At 72.0% G+C, this 6,000-nt stretch carries 5 protein-coding genes; 2 read left to right on the top strand and 3 right to left on the bottom strand.

Going from position 1 to position 6,000, the window contains the following annotated elements:
• Positions 1 to 3,033: alpha-mannosidase (locus HNR07_RS33995; RefSeq protein WP_246420627.1), on the top strand; the 3,033-nt coding region annotated here is incomplete at its 5' end.
• A gap of 94 nt (positions 3,034 to 3,127) precedes the next feature.
• On the opposite strand, the gene HNR07_RS33990 is transcribed toward HNR07_RS33995, so the two are convergent.
• Both HNR07_RS33990 and HNR07_RS33985 read right to left on the bottom strand, forming a co-directional pair.
• Positions 3,128 to 3,691, bottom strand: a complete 564-nt coding sequence (locus HNR07_RS33990) for a TetR/AcrR family transcriptional regulator (protein WP_184371155.1) — start codon at positions 3,689 to 3,691, stop codon at positions 3,128 to 3,130.
• 55 nt (positions 3,692 to 3,746) lie between these two features.
• Complete coding sequence (locus HNR07_RS33985) at positions 3,747 to 4,112, bottom strand: DMT family transporter (protein WP_184371152.1); 366 nt, start codon at positions 4,110 to 4,112, stop codon at positions 3,747 to 3,749.
• 140 nt (positions 4,113 to 4,252) lie between these two features.
• Between HNR07_RS33985 and HNR07_RS33980 the strand changes: the two genes are divergently transcribed.
• Positions 4,253 to 4,576, top strand: coding sequence for a DMT family transporter (locus tag HNR07_RS33980; RefSeq protein ID WP_184371150.1), 324 nt, complete (start codon positions 4,253 to 4,255; stop codon positions 4,574 to 4,576).
• A gap of 55 nt (positions 4,577 to 4,631) precedes the next feature.
• Here HNR07_RS33980 and HNR07_RS33975 read toward each other — a convergent pair whose 3' ends face one another.
• A complete protein-coding gene (locus HNR07_RS33975; RefSeq protein ID WP_184371147.1) occupies positions 4,632 to 5,732 on the bottom strand; it encodes a hypothetical protein in 1,101 nt (366 codons plus the stop codon).
• Positions 5,733 to 6,000 lie beyond the last annotated feature (268 nt).

The raw sequence follows: 6,000 nt of genomic DNA, 5'->3' as shown, positions 1-6,000 counted from the left end.
ACGGCGTCGGTCCCCCTGGAGGTGGCCCGCTGGGACGCGCCGGGCGAGCCGGTCCCCGCTGCCGAGGGGATCGGCGCACCCCACGCGCCCGCCCAGGTGGGTGACGCCTGGGGCCCGGCCTGGGGCACGACCTGGTTCCGGCTGCGCGGTCGGGTACCCGCCGAGTGGGCGGGCCGCACCGTGGAGGCCGTGGTGGACCTGGGCTTCGACGGCGCGATACCCGGATTCCAGTGCGAGGGTCTCGTGCATCTCGCGGACGGCACCGTGGTCAAGGGGCTGCACCCCCGCAACGCCTGGATCCCGGTCGGCGCCCCCGTCACCGGGGACGAGACCGTCGAGTTCCACGTGGAGGCGGCCGCCAACCCGGTCATCCTCGACAATGCCCCGTTCCAGCCCACCGGGCTGGGGTCCGGACGCGGCCCCGAGGACCGGCCGCTGTACGAGCTGACCCGCGCCGACCTGGCCGTCTTCGAGCGGCAGGTGTGGGAGCTCGCCCTGGACCTGGAGGTCACGGGCGGTCTCATGCGCGAACTCGACACCGGTGACCCGCGCCGCTGGGACCTGCTGCGCGCCCTGGGCCGGACGCTGGACTCCCTCGACCTCCAGGACGTGCCCGGTACCGCCGAGCGGGCTCGTGCGGTCCTGGCCCCGGCGCTGCGCTCGCCCGCCTCGCCCAGCGCACACCGGCTGTCCGCGGTGGGGCACGCGCACATCGACTCCGCCTGGCTGTGGCCGCTGCGCGAGACCGTGCGCAAGGTGGCCCGGACCAGCGCGAACGTGGTGACGCTGATGGAGGACCACCCGGAGTTCGTCTTCGCGATGTCGCAGGCCCAACAGTGGGCCTGGCTCAAGGAGCACCGCCCGGACGTCTTCGGCCGGGTCGTGCAGGCCGCCGAGGCCGGGCGGTTCGTCCCGGTCGGCGGCATGTGGGTGGAGTCCGACACCAACATGCCAGGTTCCGAGGCGCTGGCCCGCCAGTTCACCTTCGGCAAGCGCTTCTTCCGCGACGAACTGGGCGTGGACACCCAGGAGGTGTGGCTGCCGGACTCCTTCGGTTACTCCGCGGCCCTGCCCCAGCTGGTGCGGCTGTCCGGGTCGCGCTGGTTCCTCACCCAGAAGATCTCCTGGAGCCAGGTCAACACGTTCCCGCACCACACCTTCTGGTGGGAGGGTCTGGACGGTACCCGCGTGTTCACCCACTTCCCGCCGGTGGACACCTACAACTCCGAGCTCACCGGCGCCGAGCTCGCGCACGCCTCGCGCAACTTCCGCGACAAGGGCGGTTCCTCGCGTTCGCTGGTGCCGTTCGGCCACGGGGACGGGGGCGGCGGTCCCACCCGCGAGATGCTGGCCCGGGCGGCGCGCCTGCGCGACCTGGAGGGTTCGCCGACGGTGCAGATCGAGCACCCGGCGGAGTTCTTCGCCAAGGCGCACGAGGAGTACACCGGCGCACCCGTCTGGCTGGGCGAGCTCTACCTGGAGTTCCACCGCGGCACCTACACCAGCCAGGCCGCGACCAAGCAGGGCAACCGCAGGTCGGAGCATCTGCTGCGGGAGGCCGAGCTGTGGGCGGCCACGGCGGCGGTGCGGGCGGGCGCCGAGTACCCGTACGAGCGGCTGGACGGGATCTGGCGGACGGTACTGCTGAACCAGTTCCACGACATCCTGCCGGGCAGCTCCATCGCCTGGGTGCACCGGGAGGCGGCACAGGGCTACGCGCGGGTCGCCGGGGAGCTGGAGGAGATCATCGCCGAGGCACAGTCGGCGCTCGCCGGAGGCGAGGGCGGCGAAGACGGCGGCGGTGACGGTGGTGGCGTGGTCTTCAATCCGACCCCGCACGAACGCGACGCGATCCCCGCTCTGGGAGCCCTGCCCCGCGAACAGGTGGGCGACCCCGGCACCGCGGAGGCCACACTCACCCCGGCCGAGGACGGACCGGGCTCGGGTCATGTCCTGGACAACGGCCTGCTGACGGTCCGGGTGGACACCCGCGGCCTGGTCACCTCGGTTCTGGACCGGGAGGCCGGGCGCGAGGTACTGGCCCCGGGACAGCCGGGCAACCTGCTCCAGCTCCATCAGGACCTGCCCAACCAGTGGGACGCCTGGGACGTGGACGAGTTCTACCGCAACACCACCGTGGACCTCACCGACAGCGATTCCGTCGAGCCCCTCGAAGCGGTCGAAGCCGCTCCGGGGACCGCCGCACTGCGCGTGACCCGCACTTTCGGGGACTCCTCCGTCACCCAGGTGATCTCGCTCGACCCGGGCGCCCGCCGGCTGGACGTGGAGACTGTCGTGGACTGGCACGAGCGGGAGAAGTTCCTCAAGGCCGCCTTCCCGCTGGACGTGCGCGCGCACGAATCCTCGTCGGAGATCCAGTTCGGCCACGTGAGGCGGCCCGCGCACACGAACACCTCCTGGGACTCGGCGAGGTTCGAGATCTGCGCCCACCGCTGGGTGCACGTGGCCGAACCCGGCTACGGGGTGGCGGTGGTCAACGACTCCACCTACGGGCACGACGTGACCCGTGACGTCCGTGGGGACGGCGGTACCACGACGACCGTGCGGCTGTCCCTGCTGCGCGCCCCGCGCTTTCCCGACCCCGACACCGACCAGGGCGAGCACCGGTTCCGGTACGCGCTGGCCCCGGGTGCGGAGATCGGGGACGCGGTCCGCGAGGGATACCGAATGAATCTGCCGGTCAGGGAGGTGCCCGGCAGGTCCGCGGTGGAGCCGCTGGTGGCGGTCGGCGATCCGGGTGTGGTGGTGGAGTCGGTCAAGCTCGCTGACGACCGCTCCGGTGACGTGGTGGTGCGGCTCTACGAGGCGCGGGGCGGCCGCGCCCGGACCTCGGTGAGCACCGGCTTCCCCGTCTGCGGGGTACGCGCGGTGAACCTGTTGGAGGAAGACTACGAGGAGGCCCCGGAGCTGCTCTCCGTCACCGCTCCGAGCCAGCCGGACGGCCGGGGGCCTGGGCTGGTCACAGTCTCCCTGCGCCCGTTCCAGATCCTCACCCTGCGCCTCGAACGCTGAACGGGAACCGGTGGCCCAGGCGGCCAGCTCGGATCCACCGCTCGAATGCACCGCTCGGAGGCACCGCTCGGATGCGGATCCAAGGGCCCCGGGCTCAGTCGCCCCGGAGGGCGTGCTGGAGGGTCTCGGTGATACGGGACTCGGTGAGGTCCTCGTCGCCGAGCAGGATCCGGGCGCACAGGCCGTCCGCGGTGGCGGCGAACTGGCGGACGGTCAGGTCGTCGGCGCCCTGGGCCCGGGCCACCTCCGAGACCGCGTCGCGCCAGCGCCGGGCGACCGGACGCAGGGCCGGGCGGCGGGCGGCCAAGAGGTTGAGCTCGCGTTCGGCCAGTGCCCGGGCGCGCCCCTCGCCGCCGGCGGAGGCGATCACCCGGGCCAGCCCCGCCACGGCCTCACCCTGCGAACTCCGAAGATCGGCCAGCTGGCCGATGTAGGTGTCCGAGGCGGCGGTCAGCGCGGCGACCAGCAGGTCGTCCATGGTCTTGAAGTAGTAGACGGCGGAGCTGGCCGGGACGTCCGCCTCGCGGGCGACCGCCCGGTGGGTGACCCCGGCGACACCGTCGCGTTCCACGATCCGGAGCGTGGCGGCGATGATCTCCTCGCGCCTGCGCTCACCCCGGGCCCGACGCCCGTCGACCCGCTCCGCCGTGCCGCTCACGTTCTCCCCCGTCCGTGTTCTGGCGGCGACGATACCAGCGTGAATGCCAGCGTGTTCAGGGCCGAACCGGTTCCCTGGAGGCCCGCGGCCCCCCGGGGACGCGGGCCCGGCCCAGTTCCAGGGCGAGGGCGCCCGCCATCACCAGGACCAGCCCGGCGATCTGGACCGGGGTGAGGCTGTCACCGAGGAAGACCACCCCGATGAGGGCGACGATCGCCACGCCCGCGGCGGTCCACACTCCGTAGGCGACGCCCACCGCCATGCCTGTCTTGAGAGCGAGCGCGAGCAGGTAGTAGGCGGCCAGGACGGTCGGGACCGCCACCAGGACCGCGATCGGGCGGGTGAACCCCTCGGATACCCCGGTGGCGGTGGCGCCCACCATCTCGGACAGCAGCGCGGCGATCAGCAAGAGCCAGGCCATGTTCGTTCCCCTCGGTCGTACTCGACGGATCCAGATAGGCAAACTACTTGAACCATCGTTCAAATAGGCGTGTACCCTGACCCTAGAACTAGTTGAACTATCGTTCAAGTACTTGAGTGTCAGAGACCGCAGGAGGCTCCGTGTACCTCGCCTATCTCTTCCTCGCCGGAACCGTCGCCCTGGAGGTCGTGGGCGCCATCGCCAGCCGCTACTCGCAAGGGTTCACCCGCCCGCTGCCCACCGCGGTCACCGTGGTGGCGATCGTCGGCGCCTACTACCTCTTCGCGCTGGCCCTGCACGAAGGGCTCGGCATCGGTGTGGCCTACGCGATCTGGGCGGCCGTGGGGATCGTGGCCGTCACCCTCATCGGGGTGTTCGCGCTCCGGGACCGGATCACCCGCACCCAGGTCGCGGGGGTCGTCCTGACCGTGGTCGGGGTCCTCGCCCTCCAGCTCGGCGGCTGAGCCCGGGGACGCTGGGGGCCACTGTTCGGAGCGGCTGCTGACCGCTCGTGTTTGTCTACCGTTCCGGGTAGACCGACTGGATGCGCCCGGCGACGTCCGGGAAGCCGCTGCGCTCCAGGATCTGCACCTGCTCGCGAACGAACGCGGCCCGCTCCTCCTCGCCCTCGACCGAATCGATCAGCCCGCGCAGGATGGCGACCTGGACGTCCTGCTCCATGGCGCCCTGGTCGTCGTCCTGCTCGGCGGGCCACCAGTAGCTCTCGTAGCCCTCCTCGTCGACCCCGCTGCCCGGCATCGGTGCGGCGGGCTCGGCCACCCCGAGCAGGTCGGAATCCTCATCCGGGTCGGACAGGTCGGACAGGTGGGACGCCTCGTTCGCCGGAGCCGGGAGAACCGGCCCGGACTCCGGAGGCAGATCGGGAGCGGCGCCCCGGCCGGGGATCCCGGACATCGCCGCGCGCACCCGTGCCGCCTCGTGCTCGGCCGCCCAGAGAGCGCGGTCCTTGCGCAGCTGGGCCATGCGCTGGAGGCGTTCGTCGTCGTCGTCGGCCAGTTCCAGCCGGACGTTCTCCGCCCACACCTGGATCACGCCCCCGGAGACCGGATCCTCCACCGCGAACACCGACTCCAGCTCGCTCTCGGCCACCGCGCGCTCCGCGGGGTGGACGTCGCGCAGGTACTCGCGGGCGCGGAGCACGATCGAGTGGACCGCCGGGCCCGCGGGGTTGCGCAGACTGAGATCGACCCGGTGGGCCCAACGCCAGTGGACCAGCGCGGAGAACTCGAACGAGTAGTCCTCCACCGCGCTCGGCAGCTCGGTCCGGCGCGTACGTACGCCCCGGGTCCCGCTCTGGCCGCGCGGAACCTCGATCGGCGCGGGCTCGTCGCCCTGGTCCGATCTGTCACGGAGATCATCTCCCGAACCCCGCACCGACCCGCCCTCTTCCCCGCTCCCGCGTTCCTCCCGCGCACCCTTGCCCGTCACCAGGTCCGCGGCCGCCACCAGCAGCTCGGGGCGGGCCAGCACCACGCCCAGCAGCACCACGGCGAACGGCAGCCACAGCAGAGTCCATACTCCGACCAGCGGAAACAGCACCACGGGAACGGTCAACACCACGATGACCGCCACCAGGCGGATACGGGCGAAGGTGGCCACGGGGGTGTCTCCTCATGCGGGGGCAAGGGGCTCGGAACGAAAGGTCCTCTGGCAAGTGTGCCCGAGAACCGGCGTGCACGTGCCACCAACGCTGAGTCAGGAGCCCCGCGGCCCCTCCGACACCCTTCCAGAGCTCCTTCACGGTCCCGCCGGAATCCCACCGCCGCCCCGCCACCAGGGCACCGTTTCCCGCTCCATCCAGCCGGATGTGACCCCTTGCGCCCTCCTTGTGCCTGCCCCGCCCCATCGCCCGGCCTGTTTCCCTCAG

It is taken from the genome of Nocardiopsis metallicus, assembly GCF_014201115.1.
Classification (GTDB): Bacteria; Actinomycetota; Actinomycetes; order Streptosporangiales; family Streptosporangiaceae; genus Nocardiopsis; species Nocardiopsis metallicus.
The sequence above is the reverse complement of the archived record's forward strand: the minus strand, read 5'-3'. Positions and strand labels throughout refer to the sequence as shown.

Excerpts from the sequence above, each read along its gene's own strand:
- HNR07_RS33985 (WP_184371152.1), bottom strand. The coding sequence starts at position 4,112 with ATGGCCTGGCTCTTGCTGATCGCCGCGCTGCTGTCCGAGATGGTGGGC.